The organism is Pseudarthrobacter sp. W1I19 (assembly GCF_030817835.1).
Lineage (GTDB): Bacteria > Actinomycetota > Actinomycetes > Actinomycetales > Micrococcaceae > Arthrobacter.
In genome coordinates, this window is sequence record NZ_JAUSZR010000001.1 from 675,035 (window position 1) to 692,809 (window position 17,775).

A 17,775-nucleotide genomic window follows, 5' to 3' on the forward strand; every position below is an offset into this window, starting at 1 on the left:
CTGCGACGCGTGGACACCCGTGCATCAATCCTCCGCCCTAGTGGCTGGTGGCCCCTTTACGGGATTCGAGCGCCGGCGGGATCCAACGGTCGGCGGCCAGGCCTGTAGCTGCCGAATAAACCGCCTTATGCAATACATCAACAATCTGCTCCCGCGGAGTCCACGTTGAGGGAGGGGCTCCCATCCCCGTGGCATTCTCGAGTGTCTGGTCGAACGCGAGGCGGAAGCCCGTGTGCTTCATGGTGGCAAAAGGACCCCGGATGCCTGTTGCCGACCATATGCCGCGCAGTGCTCCAAGCGCCGCCCCGGTGCCCCAGTGCATCGCGTGATTCCATAAAAGGGGCTTGTCCTCCTGCCTTGGCCTGTTGCCGAGGAGGGTCAGCAGCGTCCGGGCCGGCACATAAGAGTCCGGCCGCTGCGTTAAAATTTGCTCGACTTTTTCGCTCGCCGTCATCACTGCCGCCCCTGCCAGGCCGCAGACTGCGCCCCTTGCTGCGGCCACCAGCAGGGTACGCCCCCGTGCTGCCTCCTGCATCTGCTGCTCCAATCCGCCCCCGCCCTGGCTTGGGCCGTTCATCCCTCATTCCTACCCATAAGGTTGGAACGTGAACCGGGATTCCGGCCAGCGGTAGCGGATTTGCCGGGTCTTTGAGCTGTAGGCCGGCGCTCAGGCAACGGCTTCCAGCGACAACTGTTCCACCGCCACCTGCAGGGCTTCCATATCGAACCACTTGGCGGGCATGATCTCGTGGATAAACGCATCAAAATCAAAGGGGTGGCAGTGCCCTCCGTGGTTCCAATAGAGAACCCACAGATCGATCAGGCCAAGATCCTTCCGCTGCAGCAGGGCTCTGGCTGTGTGCCGCAGGTCTTCCATAGCCAATCCTTGCTTCTGCTCCCCCCGGTCCACAAGAGCAGTAACGGGGTTGACCGAAAGACATTTGGCTTGGAGGCTATTGGCCCTGGGCCGGGGCCTGGGCCAGGGGCTCAGCCTGTGCCGTAACACCGGCTATCACTTGCTTCAGCTGTGCAGCGCTGCTCTGGATGCTGGTACCGGCATCTACCAGGATAAAGCCGGGGTACCAGGGCAGTCCGGCGTACCCCATCCGGAACTTCTCAAGGTCCCCAAGGTTCTCCTGGTCCTCGCCCCGCAACATGATCCGTTCATGAGCCTGCTCCGCTGTGACGTCGAAGTAGACCACTGCCTGTGCCTGCGGGAGCACCCGCAACAGCGTTGAGAGCCCACGGCTGCGGCGGATGCCACGGGCTTTCCGCAGCGCCAGCTGGCAGTAGAGGTGCCTGTCCATGATGACAACGCCCTCGAACCGGGCCGCCCGCAGATGGTTGAGCAGGACATTGAAGACCCGGACCGTGGTTTCCAGGACATCGGCAAGGTGGACGGGTAGGGGCGCATTGAAGCGCTGCGCAAGGGCAAGGACGGTTTTCCTGCCCGAGTAGTTGCCCAGGACCAGTACCGGAGTGTCCGGAAGCAGCTTCTCCACCTCCCTGGCAGCCGTGGACTTGCCGGCACCATCGATTCCCAGCAGGACAATAAGTGCCGGTTCCGGTCTGCCGCGATCTGTCATGTTTCCTTCATACCGTCCGGGCCTGTGGCTTCTGTTCATGAAGTCTGGGGAAAGGCTGTGAATGCGCTTGGAACGGCGCTGGGGTCTAAGTTGGTTCCGGGAAGTCAAAGCAGGAGCAGAATTGGGGGAGCCTGCAAACGAAGGGGAGAGCAGGGCATGGAGCCAGTAACGGTCGACGGCGGCAAGGGCACCGTGGAATTGCGTTCCGACGGCGTGATCCACCTTATCTGGGAACCGAAAGTCCGGATAGAACAACAGGACGCCGCGGCGGCTATGGCAGCGGTCAACGACATAGCGGGGGATGCCACCTACCCCATGCTGGTGGACATGGCCACCACCGAATCAGTCACCAGGGCGGCACGGTCTGTTTTTTCCATCCCGTGTGCCGCACACCGGATCGCCCTCCTGGGCGCCAGCCCTGTGGACCGGATCCTGGCGAACTTCTTCCTGGGGGTCCACGTTCCGCCCTGTCCCACCCGCTTTTTCACGTCCCGGACCGAGTCGATGAAGTGGCTGCGGCAGGACAACGAGTAACCCGCGGGCCTGGGATCAGTTCGCTGACGGCGCCCCGGTGCTCTGCCTGACCACCAGTTCCGGCGTGAAGATGACTGCACGGTGCCGGGGATGCTGGGCTTCGACCTCTTCGGCCAAAAGCTCGATGGCTGTCCGGCCCAGGGCTTCGGTGGGCTGCCGGATGGAGGACAAAGGCACTACTGCGGAAACGGCGAAGTCGATGTCGTCATAGCCAATCAAGGCAATGTCCTCCGGAATCCGGAGGGTGTGCGTCATGGTCAGTGACTGCATGATCCCCAGCGCCAGAAGATCGTTCGCGCAGAAGATCCCGTCCGGCAGGTCCTCCCGGTTCCGCTCCACCAGGGTGTTGCCCACGCTGCGTCCGGCCAGGACTGTCATGCCCTCCGACGCCAGCACCTCCAGGGTGGCGTCCGGCTCATCCTTCACCGCGCGCCGGGCGCCCTGCAGTCGGTCCGCCACCTGGCGGATGGCAGTTGAGCCACCCACAAAGGCGAGCCGACGGCGGCCGGTATCCAGCAGGTGCCGGGCAGCGAGGTAACCGCCGGCGTCGTCGTCAACTGCTACTGAACTGAACTTTTCCTCGTCCGCCAGCCGGTCCACCAGGACTGTTGGCACCCCGCGCTCGCGGAGGAGGTCCAGGCGCTCCGTCACATCGCCGACGGGCGAGATGAGCAGGCCCTGGACGCGCTGCTCCTGGAACAAATCGATGTAGTTTGCCTCGCGGCCGGCATCGTGGCCGCTGTCTCCCAGCAGTACGGCACTTCCCTGCAGGGCGGCCGCATCCTCGGCTGCCCGCACCACGGAAGTGAAGAAGGGGTTGCCAACGTCAAGGACGATCAGGCCGATGGTGCGGCTGTGGCCGGCGCGCAGCTGGCGGGCGGCGTCATTGCGCACGAAGCCGAGCTCGTCGATGGCCCGCAGCACCCGCTCCTTGGTCCGTTCCGAGACCCTGTCCGGGTAGTTCAGCACATTCGAAACAGTGCCCACCGCCACGCTGGCATGGTTGGCTACGTCCTTGATGCTGGCTGTGCGGTTCATGATTCTCCGTGCTGATGGTTCGAATGCCTGTGGATCCGGCAGTGTTGCTGAAGAAGAGGGCCCGGATTGCTTGACACCTGCTCACGTTCAAGAGTACTTTGAATCGTAACAATGAAACGATTCAAAGATGCATGAGTTCAGGAGAGTTTCCCATGAGGGTGTGTTTCCGGTCGTCGGTCCAGCTGGCGCTGATGGACGAGTACCGCCGGCGGCACGCAGCCGTGTGGCCGGAAATGCTCCGCGCCCTGAAGGATGCCGGCTGGAACAACTACTCGCTCTTCCTTGCAGAGGACGGGCTCCTGATCGGCTACCTCGAGTGCGACGACTTTGATGCCGCCCGGGCCAGGATGGCCCTGGCCGATGTGAACGCCCGCTGGCAGGCGGAAATGGCCACACTCTTCGAGAACACGGACCAGGCACCCGATGAGGGGTTCCAGGTCCTGGAGGAAGTGTTCAACCTCGACAGCCAACTGGCGGCGGCAGAAGCAACCGCCGGCTGAGGCAACCTGCCGCTCCAGCAGCGGGCCGGGAGCATTGCCGCACGGCCAGCCATGCTGCACCACACCAAGGCTCTGAACAAGACCACACACCAAGACCACACACCAAGACACCGGAAAGAACCACCATAATGAATGACGTAGCAACGGCGCTGGGCAGGCTCGGGGAGCTTGCCATCGAGGTCCCCTCGTGGGCCTATGGAAATTCAGGCACCCGGTTCAAGGTGTTCGGCACCCCCGGTACGCCGCGGACCGTGCAGGAGAAGCTGGCGGATGCCGCCAAGGTCCATGAACTGACCGGTCTGGCACCCACCGTTGCGCTCCACATCCCGTGGGACAAAGTGGATGACTACGCCGCCCTGAAGGAGTACGCGGCCGGCCTGGGAGTGGGCCTGGGCACCGTCAACTCCAACACGTTCCAGGACGATGAGTACAAGTTCGGTTCGCTGACCTCGTCCAACGAGGCGGTGCGCCGCCGCGCCATCGACCACCATCTGGACTGCATCGAGATCATGCACGCCACGGGCTCGAAGGACCTGAAGATCTGGCTGGCGGACGGCACCAACTACCCGGGCCAGGACGATATCCGCGGCCGCCAGGACCGCCTGGCCGAATCCCTCCAGGAAATCTACGCTGCCTTGGGTGATGAGCAGCGCCTGGTGCTGGAGTACAAGTTCTTCGAGCCGGCTTTCTACCACACCGATGTTCCTGACTGGGGCACGTCCTATGCGCAGACCCTCGCGCTGGGCGAGAAGGCGTTCGTCTGCCTGGACACCGGCCACCACGCCCCCGGCACCAACATCGAGTTCATCGTGATGCAGCTGCTGCGCCTAGGCAAGCTTGGTTCGTTCGACTTCAACTCGCGCTTCTATGCCGACGACGACCTCATCGTGGGTGCCGCTGATCCGTTCCAGCTCTTCCGCATTATGCACGAGGTGATCCGCGGCGGTGGCTTCGGCAAGGATTCGGGCGTTGCCCTGATGCTGGACCAGTGCCACAACCTGGAAGAGAAGATTCCGGGCCAAATCCGCTCGGTCCTGAACGTCCAGGAAATGACCGCCCGGGCCCTGCTGGTGGACACCGCAGCCTTGGCCGAAGCGCAGCGCGCCGGTGACGTGCTCGCAGCCAACGGCATCTTCAACGATGCCTTCTACACCGACGTCCGGCCTGTCTTGGCCGAGTGGCGTGAATCCCGCGGGCTGCCCGCGGACCCGCTGGCTGCATTCAAGGCCAGCGGCTACCAGAAGAAGATCAACGAGGACCGCGTAGGCGGCCAGCAAGCCGGATGGGGCGCTTAAAGGGCATGAACATGCAGAACACAGCCAAGACTGTTGAAGACCTGATTTCCCGTTCCAACCGCCTCGGTGCGGACAAGCGGAACACCAACTTTGCCGGCGGCAACACCTCTGCCAAGGGCACCGAAAAGGACCCGGTGACGGGCGAGGACGTCCAGCTGCTGTGGGTCAAGGGCTCCGGCGGGGACCTCGGCACACTGAAGGCCGAAAACCTTGCGGTGCTGCGCCTGGACCGTTTGAACGCGCTGAAAAACGTCTACCCCGGCGTAGAGCGGGAAGACGAGATGGTGGCCGCCTTCGATTACTGCCTGCACGGCAAGGGTGGCGCGGCTCCCTCGATCGACACCGCCATGCACGGCCTGGTGGACGCCGCACATGTGGACCACCTGCACCCGGACTCCGGCATCGCCATCGCCACCGCCGTGGACGGCGAGGCGCTGACCACCAAGATCTTCGGCAACAAGGTGGTCTGGGTGCCCTGGCGCCGGCCCGGGTTCCAGCTGGGCATGGATATCGCCGCGATCAAGGAAGCCAACCCGCAGGCGATCGGCACCATCCTGGGCGGCCACGGCATCACCGCGTGGGGCCCCACCAGCGAAGAAGCGGAAGCTAACTCGCTGTGGATCATTGAGCAGGCCGAGAAGTACATCAAGGACAACGGCAAGGCCGAGCCTTTCGGGCCCAAGCTGCCCGGTTACGATGCGCTGCCGGAGGCAGAGCGCCGCGCCAAGGCCGCAGCGCTAGCACCCGTGATCCGCGGCCTGGCCTCAACGGACAAGCCGCAGCTGGGGCACTTCAGCGATGACGCCGTCGTCCTGGACTTCCTCGAAGCCGCCGAGCACCCGCGCCTCGGCGCCCTGGGCACCTCCTGCCCGGACCACTTCCTGCGCACCAAGGTCAAGCCGCTGATCCTGGACCTGCCCGCCGACGCCTCGGTCGAGGACTCGATCGCGCGGCTGCACGAGCTGCACGCCGACTACCGGGAGGACTACCAGGCCTACTACAGCCGCCACGCGGACGCTGACAGCCCGGCGCTACGCGGTGCGGACCCGGCCATCGTGCTGGTTCCCGGCGTGGGCATGTTCTCCTTCGGCGCCAACAAGCAGACCGCCCGCGTTGCCGGCGAGTTCTACATCAACGCCATCAACGTGATGCGTGGTGCCGAAGCGATCTCCACCTATGCCCCGATCGAGGAATCCGAGAAGTTCCGGATCGAGTACTGGGCACTGGAGGAAGCCAAGCTGGCACGGATGCCCAAGCCCAAGTCCCACGCCACCCGCATCGCGCTGGTGACCGGCGCTGCGTCGGGCATCGGCAAGGCCATCGCCACCCGCCTCGCCGCGGAAGGCGCCTGCGTTGTCATCGCCGACCTGAACCTGGAGAACGCCGAAATGGTGGCCGAAGAGCTCGGTGGCCCGGACGTTGCCATCGGCGTCCAGGCCGACGTCACGGACGAGGCCCAGGTCGCAGCCGCGATCGACGCCGCCGTCCTGGCATTCGGCGGCGTGGACCTGGTGGTCAACAACGCCGGCCTGTCCATCTCCAAGCCGCTGCTGGAAACCACAGAGAAGGACTGGGACCTGCAGCACAACGTCATGGCCAAGGGCTCGTTCCTGGTGGCCAAGGCGGCAGCGAAGGTGATGATCGCGCAGGGCCTGGGCGGAGACATCATCTACATCTCCTCCAAGAACTCCGTGTTCGCCGGCCCCAACAACATCGCCTACTCCGCCACCAAGGCAGACCAGGCCCACCAGGTGCGCCTGCTTGCCGCCGAACTGGGCGAGTACGGCATCCGCGTCAACGGCATCAATCCCGACGGCGTGGTCCGCGGCTCCGGTATCTTCGCCGGGGGCTGGGGCGCCAAGCGCGCCGCCGTCTACGGCGTGGACGAGGAAAAACTGGGCGAGTACTACGCCCAGCGCACCCTGCTCAAGCGCGAAGTCCTGCCAGAGCACGTGGCCAACGCCGCCGCCGTCCTCACCAGCAACGAACTGTCCCACACCACCGGCCTGCACATTCCCGTGGACGCCGGAGTGGCCGCAGCCTTCCTGCGATGAGCACCGCACGCACCAACGAAACTGCCCCGGCCCAGGCCGGGGCAGTTTCCGCGGCGGCCCCCGCAAAGGCTGTTTCCGGCAGCGTCTTCGCCGCTGTCGATATCGGCGCCTCCTCCGGCCGGGTCATCCTGGGCCGGGTTGTCGAAAGCAGGGTCGCCGAAAGCAGCGGTGGCGAAGCCGGCGTGCAGCTCGAAGTGGTCCACCGCTTCCCCAACGGCGTGGTGGAGATCGACGGCGGCCTCCGCTGGAACTTCCATGCCCTCTTCGCCGAGGTGCTCAAGGGGCTCTCAGCGGCGGCGACAGTCGCTGCCGTCCAGGGCGAACGCGTGGCCAGCATCGGCATCGACACCTGGGCGGTGGACTACGGGCTGGTCAACAAGGCCGGAGAGCTCACGGCCCAGCCGTTCAGCTACCGGGACGGCCGCAGCCGGGTCGCCGTCGAGCCCGTGCACCGGAAACTGGACCACGCGCGGCTCTACGCCACCACCGGGCTGCAGTTCCTGCAGTTCAACACCATCTACCAGCTGGCCACGGAGCAGGACCTGGACGGCGTGCAGGCGCTCCTGATCCCGGACCTGATTGCGTTCCTCCTCACCGGGCAGCGCCGGACGGAAGCCACCAACGCCTCCACCACCGGACTGTTCGACGCCGTGGCGGGGGAGTGGGCCACCGAGTTCCTCACCGCCCTGGGCCTGCGGAAGGACCTGTTCCCGCCGCTGGTCCAGCCGGGCGAAACCGTGGGCACGCTCCTGCCGGAGATCGCCGTCCAGGTGGGGCTCCCGCAGGACACGAAGGTGGTGGCGGTCGGCTCGCACGACACCGCCTCCGCCATCGCCGCCGTCCCCGCGAAAGCGGACGACGGAGGGGAGCACTTTGCCTACATTTCCTCCGGCACCTGGTCCCTGGTGGGGCTGGAACTGAAGCATCCGGTGCTCACCGAAACCAGCCGCGAAGCGAACTTCACCAACGAACGCGGCGTGGACGGGACCATCCGCTACCTGCGCAACATGGGCGGGCTCTGGCTCCTCAGCGAATGCCAGCGGACCTGGGCAGCCGAAGGATTCAGCCTCGAACTTCCGGCCCTGCTGGACGCGGCGGCCGATCTGCCGCCCGGCGGCCCGCAGGTCAACGCGGACGATCCCCACTTCATCGCACCGGACAACATGCCGGACCGCCTCCGGGCAGCCGTCCGCCGGACCGGTGAAGTCCTGCCCAACGATCCGGCAGCCATCACCCGCTGCATCATGGACAGCCTCGCGGCCGGCTACGCACGCACCATCCGCGACGCCGAACGGCTCGCCGACAGGTCAGTGAACGTGGTTCACGTGGTGGGCGGCGGTTCCCAAAACCGCCTGCTCTGCCAGCTCACCGCCGACGCCACGGGCAAAAAGGTGATTGCAGGACCCGTGGAAGCGACGGCGCTGGGGAACGTCCTGGTGCAGGCGCGAGCGGCAGGGACTGTGGACGGGGGCCTCGGGGAGCTTCGTGCCCTGGTGGCGGCCAGCAGCCCGCTGCAGGTTTTTGTCCCGGAACTCTCGCGGCTGTAAGTGTTGTTCAGTGCGTGGCCAGCCCTGTCCCTGTCCACCGGACGGCCCTAGGATCTGGATCCATGTCCGCTGAGCACGTCCTAGGCTGACGGAATCCTCATCAGGCAGCTGCTGTTTCTCCGCAAGATTTTGGGGTAAGTTCCTTCTGCAGCCGAGAAAACGGTTTCTGTGAGCTGCGGAACCAAGGAACCAATGAAGAAACTCAGCAGGCTCAGCGTTTTCGGCTACGGCGCCGGCGACGCCGCCAACAGCATGATCATCAGTACCGGGAACATGTTCCTGCTCGTCTACTACACCGACGTCGCGGGGATCGGGGCAGCAGCTGCGGGAACCCTGCTGCTGGTGGCGCGGATCTTCAACGCCTTCACGGACATAGCGGCGGGCCGGATCGTGGACCGCGTGCACAGCCGGCGCTGGGGAAAGTTCCGGCCGTTCCTGATGTTCGGCTTCATTCCCCTGCTGCTGAGTGTGGCCGTGTTCCATGTTCCCCACGTGGACCCGGCGCTGAAACTGCTCTACGCCTACTGCACCTACGGCCTGGTCTGCGGGGCGTACAGCATGGTCAATGTGCCGTACGGCTGCCTGGTGGGTGCCATGACCCAGGATGCCAGGGACCGCGCCCGGCTTGGCGGGGCGAGGACCATCGGCGGCCTGTCCGTGGGGGCTACGCTGGGTTTCTTCATCGCACCGCTCCTTGCGGGTGGCCAGGACATGCAGCAAATTTTCACGTGGCTCACCCTGGCATTCGCCGTTGTTGGCTCCGGGCTGTATGTCCTGACCGGGACTGTTTGCGTTGAGCAGGTAGCCGGCAGCGTCCCCAAGGTCACCCTCAGCCAAAGCATCGCAGCCCTGAAAGCCAATTCGCCGCTGGTGGTCCTGTGCCTGAGCTCGATCCTTTTCGTTACCGGCACGTCTGCCACGGGTGCCGCCCAGTTCTACTACCTCCGCGACGTCCTGTCCCGGGTGGACCTGTTCCCGGTGATGGCCGGCGCCCAGGTGGTCATCACCCTTACCCTGGCTGTGCTGCTGCCTCGGCCCGTGGCGCGTTGGGGCAAGCGTGCCGTGTACATCGCCGGCGGCGGGGTGGGCGTGCTGGGCGGCGTGCTGGTTTTCCTGGCGCCGCAGGACGCGCCGTTGCTGGGCCTGGCGGGCCTCGTGCTGGGACTCCTGGCATCGGCCTCGGTCAGCATCCTCACCTGGGCCCTGATCGCCGACACCGTGGAATACGGGGAGTGGAAAACCGGCGTCCGGGTCCAGGGCATCAACTACGCACTTCTCGCTGCCACCCGGAAGCTGGGCATGGGGTTCGGCGGCGGCCTAGTGGCCTTCTCGCTGGCCTGGGGCGGCTACCTTTCGGGCACGGCCGAGCAGTCCGATGCAGCCACGCTCGCCATCCGGGCCGCGGCGGGACTGCTGCCGGGGGCCCTGGTGCTGGCCGCCGTCGGAATTATGTACTGGTACCGCCTGACGGACCAGAAGCACGCGGAACTGGTGGCCAGCCTGTCCCGTGACGCGACGTAACACTTTTGCGGTGCGGCGGCCTGGCGGTTATGGTTCATGGCATGACAAACCGTTGGTATGCGTATTTTTCGTTGGCTCTGGAGGGGCCCGCGTCTAACTGACACGCATCCAACTTTCCTTCAGAGCCAACAGGGCAGAGATGATTCTCTGCCCTTCGCCGTTTCTCCGGCGGGTTCTGAACTGGGCCCGCTTCCCATCTGGAACAGGACCCACAATGAGCACCGCAACAGCCCCCGCACACACCGGCACTCTCCGCAATGAATCCGTAGCGAAGTCCACGTCCAACCTGCGCGTCAGCGAATTCACCGCGCTGCCCAGCCCGCAGGACCTCATCGCGGAACTGCCGCTGGCACCCGAGGCGGCAGACGTCGTCGAACGTGGACGCGATGAAGTCCGCGCCATTATGGACGGCCTGGACGACCGCCTGCTGGTGATTGTGGGACCCTGCTCCATCCACGATCCCAAAGCCGGGCTGGAATACGCCCGCCGGCTGGTCAGCCAGGCCGAGAAGCACAAGGAAGACCTGCTGGTCGTCATGCGGACCTACTTTGAGAAGCCCCGCACCACTGTGGGCTGGAAGGGCCTGATCAACGATCCGCGGCTGGACGGCAGCCACGACATGGTCACCGGCCTGCGCACCGCACGGCATTTCCTGCAGCAGGTCACCGCGCTGGGGCTGCCCACGGCCACCGAATTCCTTGAGCCGATCAGCCCACAGTACATGGCGGACCTGATCTCCTGGGGTGCCATCGGGGCCCGCACCACCGAAAGCCAGATCCACCGGCAGCTGGCCTCCGGCCTGTCCATGCCCATCGGCTTCAAAAACGGGACCGACGGCGACCTGCAGGTAGCCGTCGACGCCTGCGGTGCCGCCGCGGCAGCCCAGTCCTTCCTGGGCATTGACGGCGACGGCCGGGCAGCCTTGGTGGCCACCGCCGGAAACCCGGACACCCACGTCATCCTCCGCGGCGGCCGCAAGGGACCCAACTACTCCGCGGCCGACGTCGAAAGTGCCTCCGCTAAGCTCGCCGGCAAGCAGTTGAACCCCCGCCTCATCGTGGACGCCAGCCACGCCAACAGCGGCAAGAGTCACCACCGCCAGGCTGAAGTGGCACTGGAAATCGGGGCCCAGCTCGAGGACGGCGGTGCTTCGGCGCAGGCCATCGCCGGCGTGATGCTCGAAAGCTTCCTGGTGGGCGGCGCCCAGAACCTCGATGTTGCCGAGCACGCGGCCGGACGGTCGGAGCTGGTGTACGGGCAGAGCGTGACGGACGCCTGCATGGAATGGGACGTCTCCGTGTCCGTGCTGGACCAGCTGGCCGCCTCTGCCCGCAAGCGCCGGGCGGCTAATTAGGGGGCGAAATAGGGGAGCACACTACTTTCACATTGGCCACAGGAACATCTAGAGTATCTAGAAGGTGGTTGGTGGATGGCTCAGCATCGGAACACCGCATTGGCACGTACCTGGGGTCACTGTTGTCCATCCGTCAGCAAAGGAAAATAGGGAAATGTCGGCAGAACAGAACTTCTCCAACGCGAAGTTCCTGACCGTGGCTGAAGTAGCCCAGGTCATGCGCGTCTCCAAAATGACCGTCTACCGGCTGGTCCACGCCGGAGAGATGCCGGCGGTGCGGTTCGGCCGCTCGTACCGGGTACCCGAGAACGCCGTGGAGCAGTACCTCAAGGGTGCTGTGGTGGACGGCCACACCGAAACCGCCTGAGGCGTTACGTCGCAAACCTCCGTTTCGGCCGGTCGGAGCCATTCCGGTCAGAAGCCGCTCCGGATAGGCGGTACCCTGTTAAGGAACGTTTTACGTCATTGTAAGAATCTGTCAGTTGTTCAGTTCGTAGCTCTGTCCACGAACATTCTCCATCAGACAGGTACTGCATCTAGTTTGTAAGGAACTTTCGTGGGTTCAGTTATTAAGAAGCGTCGCAAGCGTATGGCCAAGAAGAAGCACCGCAAGCTGCTTCGCAAGACTCGTCACCAGCGCCGTAACAAGAAGTAGAGATACTTCGAACTGCGTGGAAATGCCCGCCGCCTTCCGAGGTGGCGGGCATTTCTGTTTCCCCGGCCCAACCAGGTCGCACCAAGTGTCGTTATGGGGGCCGAAAACGTCACTTGTTGCTACCTAGATGCGTGGCCCGCGGATCTGGGCGAAGCCTTTCCAGAGTCCGTAGACGGCGCCGCACAACGTGGCGGCCTTGAGCCCCAGGGTTGCTGCGCGCCGGCCTGCGCGGAAATCGTAAACCGGCCAGTTGTGGTCGCGGGCGTGGCGGCGCAGGCGGGTGTCCGGGTTGATGGCCACCGGATGGCCCACGAGGGTCAGCAAGGGGATGTCATTGTAGGAGTCGCTGTAGGCCCAGCAACGCTTCAGGTCCAGTTCCTCGGCATCGGCGAGCTCCTGGACTGCCATGGCCTTGGCGGAGCCGTGCAGGATGTCTCCCACCAGCCGTCCGGTGTACATGCCTTCCGACACTTCACCCACGGTGCCCAGCGCTCCGGTGAGTCCCAGCCGGGTGGAGATCACGGTGGCCACCTCGATTGGGGTGGCCGTTACCAGCCACACACGCCGCCCCACCCGCAGGTGCTGCTCGGCGAGGGCCTTGGCGCCGGGCCAGATCCTGGAGACGATCATCTCGTCGTAGACTTCCTCGCCCAGCGCCTTGATGTCATCCACCGTGATGCCCGCGGCCAGGGTGAGGGCGGAATCGCGGACCGCGTGGACGTCGTCCATGTTTTCGCCGCGGGCCACGAACTTGAACTGTTTCCAGGCGAAGCCGGCTGCCTGGGTAAGGGTGAAGGCCCCGCGCTGGTGCATCTTCCGGGCCACGTGAAACAGGCTGGCACCGCGCATAAGGGTGTTGTCCACATCGAAGAACGCCGCCTCGCCGGGCTGCGGCGCAGCAACCGGCTTGGTGACTACGGCGACGTACTTCTCCTCGGGCATGGTGTCGAGTCTAGTCAATCGACTGGCAGGACTGCGTCGGCGTCGCCGGGCACCATGAACGGGACTACGGTTAAGCCATGGCTACACCCCGCGTCGTCCTGATCACCAAAGCTGACTGCCACCTTTGCGAGGAAGCGCGCGACGCCGTGGGGCGGGTCACTGCCTCATTGGGCCTTGCGTGGACCGAGGAGTTGGTGGACAACCAGCCGGAACTGCGGGAGCGCTACGCCGAGGAGATCCCGGTGGTGCTGGTGGACGGTGTGCAGCGCGACTTCTGGAAGATCGACGAGATCCGGCTGGAACGCGTGCTGCAGCGGGCCATGGCGCAGTAGGGGAGCCGGAACCCATGTTGGCGCTTGCAGCGTTGCCGTCTGCTTTGTTTCCCCCTGCTTTGTTGGCTCCGGCGGGAGGGCTCTAGAGTGGAGTCACAACGCGATGCGAGGGAGGGGCTGGTGGCTTCGCTGGATTCAACCCCCCAGGCTGTCCCGGATCTTCCGGACACCACGGGCACGCCGGCCAAACAGATTCCGCCCGCCGCGGTGGCCCGGCTGACGCTTTATTTGCGCGCCCTGAATACCCTGCTGGCCGAGGGAGTGGAGCGGGTCTCCTCTGAGTCCCTCGCCGAAGCCTCCGGCGTCAGCTCCGCGACGTTGCGCAAGGACCTGTCCCACGTGGGCTCCTACGGCACCCGCGGCGTGGGCTACGAAGTCCAGTACCTGAGCCGGCACATCGCGGCCGCCCTGGGGCTGACCCACGACTGGAAGGTCGCAATCGTTGGCGCCGGCAACCTCGGCAAGGCCCTGGCCCGGTACGGCGGCTTCGAATCCCGCGGTTTCGACGTCGTGGCTATTTTCGACGCCGACCAGATGGTGGTGGGCAACGAAGTGGGCTGGCTCCGGGTCAGCGACGTGGCGGACATGGAAACCGTCCTGCACCGGACGGGGGCCAACATGGTGGTGCTGGCGCTGCCGGCCGCGGTGGCGCAGGACGTCTGCGACCGGGTGGTGGCGGCCGGGGTGCACAGCATCCTGAGCTTCGCCCCCGTGATGCTCCAGGTGCCGGAAGGGGTTAATCTGCGCAAGGTGGACATGGCCACCGAACTGCAGATCCTTGCCTACCACGCACAACGGGCGCAGGCCCCGGGGCAGACTGCCTGATTTCTCCGGCAGTTCCGGGACCCACGCCCGCAGGTGTGGAAAAGGTACTTGGTTTACCGGCCGTAGGGGTTGCCCATGCCGCCGCCGTACGGGTTTGCGAACGGCTGCTGCTTGCGGAAATACGGAGCAGATGCCGGCAGGTACAGAAGGACGATGGCGGCGATCCCCAGGAGGGTTCCAAGGGTACCGATCGACGGCGGGCCGAACAGGCCGAAGATGGACAGGGCAGCGAAGACGGTGCCCAGGATGCGGGCCCAGTTCTTGCCCTTCCGGACAAAGAAGGCCACCAACAGGTAAAGCGCGAGGCCGAGGATGGCGAAAACCACCAAGGTGCCGGCGATGACGCCCTTGATGTCCTCGTAGGTGACACCGGCTCCGGTGCCCTCCACCTGCTGTTCGAAGGTCTGGCGGAACAGCGGGTCATCCAACTGGGTGAGGCCGGTGAGCATCGAGATGACGAAAATCGCGGCGGAGGCAATCAGCAGCCAGAACGAAATGTTGACCAGCTGCGGAACGCCGTTGCTGCCCGTGGGCTGCGGCTGCTCGGACGGGTACTGGGCGTATGGGGACTGGCCGTAGGGCTGCTGACCGTACGGCTGCTGCTGTCCGTAGGCCGGCGCCTGCGGCGGGTTCTGGCCGTACTGGGGGGCGTTTTGCCCATACTGCGGCGCGTTCTGCCCGTATTGCGGTGCGCCGGACTGGCCGTATTGCGGCGCGTTCTGCCCGTACTGCGGCGGGTTCTGTCCGGACTGCTGGCCGTACTGGGGAGCGTTTTCACCGTAGCGCGGCTGCTGGTTGCCCTGCTCGGGGTCGTTGGGCACGGGAGGCGGGACGGGAGGATTACTCATGAGCTGTCCTTCTGCATGTCGGGATCCAGGTGGGCTGCCGGGTTTCGGTCCTGCGCCCTACCCCCAGCATGGCTTAAGTCCACCGTACCCCCGGAGCGGCCGCTTGGGAGTCATTCGAAGGAGGTATTCCTGCCGCCGACGGAGCCAAACCAGGCCCGTGAATTCGGCAGCCACATCAGCGCTGTTGCCATGAGGCTGACCAGGAAGGCTATCCAGTTGCCGTCCTGGCCCATGCCTGTCATCGAGTTCAGTGCGGCCAGGGCCAGGGTGATCCCCGTGAGGACCGTCAGGGCCAGCCGCCCCCACTTCCGGCCCGCTTTCATCTTGATGGCGAAGGCCGCCTGCGCAACGCCCACTGCAGCGGCCAGCAGCATCAGCGTGAGGACGCCTGCGGCGGCGGCAGGGGCAGCGGCAAAGAGCACCAGGGAAGCCAGCATTCCCAGCAGTCCGCCCAGGAAGCCCAGGATGCCGCCAACGAACCAGATCCAGAAGGAGACCTTGATTTCCGTGGGGCGGCCGGCCACCGAGAACAGTGTGGACATACCACCCCGCTGTGCGCTGGAGGAGTTGCTCATGGCGTTCACTGTAGCCCCGCCCGGGGTTAAAAGACGGAACCCCGGCCCTGGCTCGAGGAGCCGGTGCCGGGGTTCCAGCGGGATCTGTGACTAGGCTGCGGGAGCGATGAAGGCGAGTTCGAGGTTGATGGCAACCTTGTCGCTGACCAGCACGCCGCCGGTCTCAAGGACCGCGTTCCAGGTCAGGCCGAAGTCCTTGCGGCTGATGGTGGTTTCAGCGGAGACGCCGGCGCGGGTGTTGCCGAACGGGTCGACGGCCACGCCGTTGAACTCGGTCTCGAGGGTGACGGGGCGGGTGACACCCTTGATAGTAAGGTCGCCGGTCAGCTCGTAGCTGTTGCCCTTGGCCACGAGGCCGTTGGAGACGAAGGAGATTTCAGGGAACTTCTCCACGTCGAAGAAGTCTTCGCCCTTGACGTGGCCGTCGCGGTTGGCATCTCCGGAATCGAAGCTGGCGGTGTTGATGGTGGCGCTGATCTTGGCGTCGGCAACGTCACCGGGGAGGTCCAGGGTGGCGGCAGCTTCCGTGAACTGGCCGCGGACCTTGCTGATGCCTGCGTGGCGGACGGTGAAGCCGATCTCGCTGTGGGAGTTGTCGAGGGTCCAGGTGCCGGTGGTGATGTCTGCGGGAAGTGCCATGATGATGCTCCTTAATGGGTGATGCCTGTTTGTCGGGTGTACGTGTTGAAGCTTCATCTGTTGAAGTCTCAACTAACTGCTGCATCTACTATAAACATGCATTTGCATCTTTTGTTCCCGCTCGCGGAACATTTCTTCATAAACTTCAGTTCTACTCTTTGTAGAAAGAACGGGTAGAAGATTTCGGATCGCACGCCATCTTTGAGAAACTGGTAAACATGCCCCAAGCCACTGTCCATCTGCTCCGCCATGGCGAGGTACACAATCCCGACGGCGTCCTGTATGGCAGGCTGCCCGAATTCCACCTCTCCGGGCTGGGGCAGGAGATGGCGCGCATGCTTGCGGAGCATTTCCGGCAGCGTGCTGCCGGCGGTGCCCGCATCACTTACCTGGCCGCCTCGCCGCTGGACCGCGCGCAGGAAACTGCCCGGCCGACGTCGGAAGCGCTGCAGCTGCAGATCCACACAGACGAGCGGATCATCGAAGCGGAGAACTACTTCGAGGGCATGAAGGTCACCAAGGCAGAACTCCGCCGGCCCAAGCACTGGCCGCGGCTGGTCAATCCCCTGCGGCCGTCCTGGGGCGAGCCGTATAAGCAGCAGGCAGCGCGGGTCATGGCCGCCGTGCAGGAGGCGCGCCTGCGCGCCATCGAACTGGCCAACGGCGACTACGGAACAGACGGGCCCGAGGCCATCATGGTCAGCCACCAGCTCCCCATCTGGGCCACCCGGCTCAGCGCCGAAGGCAAGCCCCTGTGGCATGATCCGCGCAAGCGCGAGTGCACCCTGACCTCCATCACGTCGCTGGTGTTCGACGACGACGGCGCACTTGTGCGCGTCTCGTACAGCGAACCTGCGGCATCCCTTCTTCCCGGTGCAGCCAGCACCCCTGGAGCCTAGTAGTGACTGACAGCATCAATAGGGCCGTGCCGTCGGCCTCCCGCCGCAGCGTCCTCGCCGCCGGCGGCCTTGCCCTGACCGCCCTCACCCTGGGCCTCTCGGCCTGTGCCCAGCAGGACGCCCTCGCCGAGCAGGCCCGGGCGGGGGACAACAAGAACTACGTGGCCGGCGACGGTTCCGTCACGGAGTTCGCCGCGGCGGACCGCAAATCCCCCGTGCAGGTCAACGGGACATTGTTCGACGGGACCACCGTGGTGCCGGCAGACTTCCAGGGCAAGGTAACGGTCCTGAACTTCTGGTTCGCTGCCTGTGCCCCGTGCCGGGTGGAAGCCCCCATCCTCGAAGAGCTTCACCAGGAGTTCAAGCCCCAGGGTGTGCAGTTCTTCGGCGTCAACCTGCGGGACGAAAAGCCCACCGCTGAAGCCTTCGAAAAGTCCTTCAACCTGACCTACCCCAGCTTCGATGACAAGGACGGCGGAGTCCTGCTGGCCGTCTCCGGCCTGGTTCCCCCGGGAGCAGTCCCCACCACGCTGGTCCTGGACAAACAAGGGCGTGTGGCTTCCCGCGTCCTGGGTGAAATCCAAAAGGGCACACTGAAGACCCTCATCGCTGCCGCCGTGGCCGGGTAACC

Annotated in this window: 21 protein-coding genes; 13 read left to right on the plus strand and 8 right to left on the minus strand. The window is 65.0% G+C overall.

What is annotated here, in order from left to right; all coding sequences use genetic code 11:
* Positions 1 to 37: 37 nt before the first annotated feature.
* The 3 genes from QF038_RS03115 to QF038_RS03125 all read right to left on the minus strand — a co-directional run bounded on the left by QF038_RS03115 (position 38) and on the right by QF038_RS03125 (position 1,586).
* Positions 38 to 577 carry a hypothetical protein gene (locus QF038_RS03115; protein WP_307608649.1) on the minus strand — a complete coding sequence of 180 codons (540 nt, stop codon included), beginning with the start codon at positions 575 to 577 and terminating at the stop codon, positions 38 to 40.
* Between the two features lie 90 nt (positions 578 to 667).
* Positions 668 to 877, minus strand: a complete 210-nt coding sequence (locus QF038_RS03120) for a hypothetical protein (protein WP_307608651.1) — start codon at positions 875 to 877, stop codon at positions 668 to 670.
* Between the two features lie 76 nt (positions 878 to 953).
* Positions 954 to 1,586 (minus strand): AAA family ATPase, encoded by a 633-nt coding sequence (locus tag QF038_RS03125; RefSeq protein ID WP_307608653.1) that lies wholly within the window; start codon positions 1,584 to 1,586, stop codon positions 954 to 956.
* Between the two features lie 156 nt (positions 1,587 to 1,742).
* Between QF038_RS03125 and QF038_RS03130 the strand changes: the two genes are divergently transcribed.
* Complete coding sequence (locus QF038_RS03130) at positions 1,743 to 2,120, plus strand: STAS/SEC14 domain-containing protein (protein WP_307608655.1); 378 nt, start codon at positions 1,743 to 1,745, stop codon at positions 2,118 to 2,120.
* Between the two features lie 15 nt (positions 2,121 to 2,135).
* Here the strand turns inward: QF038_RS03130 and QF038_RS03135 are convergent, their stop codons facing one another.
* Entirely contained in the window at positions 2,136 to 3,158 is a 1,023-nt protein-coding gene (locus QF038_RS03135) for a LacI family DNA-binding transcriptional regulator (protein WP_307608657.1), read from the minus strand.
* A 152-nt stretch (positions 3,159 to 3,310) separates the two neighbouring features.
* On the opposite strand from QF038_RS03135, the gene QF038_RS03140 reads away from it, so the two are divergent.
* The 8 genes from QF038_RS03140 (at position 3,311) to QF038_RS03175 (ending at position 12,084) form a co-directional block, all read left to right on the plus strand.
* Complete coding sequence (locus QF038_RS03140; protein WP_307608659.1) at positions 3,311 to 3,658, plus strand: L-rhamnose mutarotase; 348 nt, start codon at positions 3,311 to 3,313, stop codon at positions 3,656 to 3,658.
* A gap of 128 nt (positions 3,659 to 3,786) precedes the next feature.
* Positions 3,787 to 4,953, plus strand: a complete 1,167-nt coding sequence (gene rhaI, locus QF038_RS03145; RefSeq protein WP_307608661.1) for an L-rhamnose isomerase — start codon at positions 3,787 to 3,789, stop codon at positions 4,951 to 4,953.
* 11 nt (positions 4,954 to 4,964) lie between these two features.
* Positions 4,965 to 7,007, plus strand: a complete 2,043-nt coding sequence (locus QF038_RS03150) for a bifunctional aldolase/short-chain dehydrogenase (protein WP_307608663.1) — start codon at positions 4,965 to 4,967, stop codon at positions 7,005 to 7,007.
* A complete protein-coding gene (locus QF038_RS03155; RefSeq protein ID WP_307608665.1) occupies positions 7,004 to 8,554 on the plus strand; it encodes a rhamnulokinase family protein in 1,551 nt (516 codons plus the stop codon). The genes QF038_RS03150 and QF038_RS03155 overlap by 4 nt, the downstream gene beginning before the upstream one ends.
* Positions 8,555 to 8,746: 192 nt before the next feature.
* Positions 8,747 to 10,075, plus strand: coding sequence for a glycoside-pentoside-hexuronide (GPH):cation symporter (locus QF038_RS03160; RefSeq protein ID WP_307608667.1), 1,329 nt, complete (start codon positions 8,747 to 8,749; stop codon positions 10,073 to 10,075).
* Between the two features lie 214 nt (positions 10,076 to 10,289).
* Positions 10,290 to 11,429 carry a 3-deoxy-7-phosphoheptulonate synthase gene (locus tag QF038_RS03165; protein ID WP_307608669.1) on the plus strand — a complete coding sequence of 380 codons (1,140 nt, stop codon included), beginning with the start codon at positions 10,290 to 10,292 and terminating at the stop codon, positions 11,427 to 11,429.
* Positions 11,430 to 11,583: 154 nt separating this feature from the next.
* Positions 11,584 to 11,796, plus strand: coding sequence for a helix-turn-helix domain-containing protein (locus QF038_RS03170; RefSeq protein WP_050053879.1), 213 nt, complete (start codon positions 11,584 to 11,586; stop codon positions 11,794 to 11,796).
* A 189-nt stretch (positions 11,797 to 11,985) separates the two neighbouring features.
* Positions 11,986 to 12,084, plus strand: a complete 99-nt coding sequence (locus QF038_RS03175; protein WP_003792170.1) for a 30S ribosomal protein bS22 — start codon at positions 11,986 to 11,988, stop codon at positions 12,082 to 12,084.
* A gap of 123 nt (positions 12,085 to 12,207) precedes the next feature.
* Here the strand turns inward: QF038_RS03175 and QF038_RS03180 are convergent, their stop codons facing one another.
* Positions 12,208 to 13,026: an HAD family phosphatase gene (locus tag QF038_RS03180; protein WP_307608671.1), complete on the minus strand. Its 819-nt coding sequence runs from the start codon at positions 13,024 to 13,026 to the stop codon at positions 12,208 to 12,210.
* A 77-nt stretch (positions 13,027 to 13,103) separates the two neighbouring features.
* Between QF038_RS03180 and QF038_RS03185 the strand changes: the two genes are divergently transcribed.
* Together QF038_RS03185 and QF038_RS03190 are read left to right on the plus strand one after the other, a co-directional pair.
* Positions 13,104 to 13,358 carry a glutaredoxin family protein gene (locus tag QF038_RS03185; protein WP_307608674.1) on the plus strand — a complete coding sequence of 85 codons (255 nt, stop codon included), beginning with the start codon at positions 13,104 to 13,106 and terminating at the stop codon, positions 13,356 to 13,358.
* 120 nt (positions 13,359 to 13,478) lie between these two features.
* Complete coding sequence (locus QF038_RS03190; RefSeq protein ID WP_142057210.1) at positions 13,479 to 14,183, plus strand: redox-sensing transcriptional repressor Rex; 705 nt, start codon at positions 13,479 to 13,481, stop codon at positions 14,181 to 14,183.
* A gap of 53 nt (positions 14,184 to 14,236) precedes the next feature.
* Here the strand turns inward: QF038_RS03190 and QF038_RS03195 are convergent, their stop codons facing one another.
* The 3 genes from QF038_RS03195 to QF038_RS03205 form a co-directional block, all read right to left on the minus strand.
* Positions 14,237 to 15,031: a hypothetical protein gene (locus QF038_RS03195; protein WP_307608677.1), complete on the minus strand. Its 795-nt coding sequence runs from the start codon at positions 15,029 to 15,031 to the stop codon at positions 14,237 to 14,239.
* Positions 15,032 to 15,141: 110 nt separating this feature from the next.
* A complete protein-coding gene (locus tag QF038_RS03200) occupies positions 15,142 to 15,606 on the minus strand; it encodes a hypothetical protein (RefSeq protein ID WP_307608679.1) in 465 nt (154 codons plus the stop codon).
* Between the two features lie 90 nt (positions 15,607 to 15,696).
* On the minus strand, positions 15,697 to 16,245 hold the full coding sequence (locus QF038_RS03205; RefSeq protein WP_307608681.1) for a YceI family protein: 549 nt from the start codon (positions 16,243 to 16,245) through the stop codon (positions 15,697 to 15,699).
* A gap of 218 nt (positions 16,246 to 16,463) precedes the next feature.
* On the opposite strand from QF038_RS03205, the gene QF038_RS03210 reads away from it, so the two are divergent.
* Positions 16,464 to 17,144 carry a histidine phosphatase family protein gene (locus QF038_RS03210; protein WP_307608683.1) on the plus strand — a complete coding sequence of 227 codons (681 nt, stop codon included), beginning with the start codon at positions 16,464 to 16,466 and terminating at the stop codon, positions 17,142 to 17,144.
* A 2-nt stretch (positions 17,145 to 17,146) separates the two neighbouring features.
* Positions 17,147 to 17,773: a TlpA disulfide reductase family protein gene (locus tag QF038_RS03215; RefSeq protein WP_307608685.1), complete on the plus strand. Its 627-nt coding sequence runs from the start codon at positions 17,147 to 17,149 to the stop codon at positions 17,771 to 17,773.
* Positions 17,774 to 17,775: the final 2 nt, after the last annotated feature.